The 254-nt window shown below is 28.7% G+C and carries 1 protein-coding gene; it reads right to left on the bottom strand.

Annotated features, from left to right (window positions below):
• The coding region (locus CF599_RS10160) for a transposase (RefSeq protein WP_143824815.1) at positions 1-254 on the bottom strand (254 nt) is incomplete at both ends.

Below are 254 nucleotides of genomic sequence, written 5' to 3'. Positions count from 1 at the left end.
GTAGTTGGTTTCGCTTTAACCATCTTTACAATTGTGTTATGAAAAATAGTTTCCTTAAATAAGGATCTATTTAATCTATATACGAACTCATTAAAGTAAGCTTGGATGTATTTCTTATTGATATATGAAGGTACAGTCCTAATCCAGGATTTAAGTTGGTGAATTACTACTTGTAATTCTTTAAAATTAGCCCCTTTATCACTTTCTTTTTGAGTGATGTTATACTTTTTTTTCAAAGGATTATACCTTCTCCA

The sequence above is a fragment of the Myroides sp. N17-2 genome, from assembly GCF_002286775.1.
Classification (GTDB): Bacteria; Bacteroidota; Bacteroidia; order Flavobacteriales; family Flavobacteriaceae; genus Flavobacterium.
Note: the sequence above shows the minus strand (reverse complement) of the source record. Positions and strands in the feature narration are given on the sequence as shown.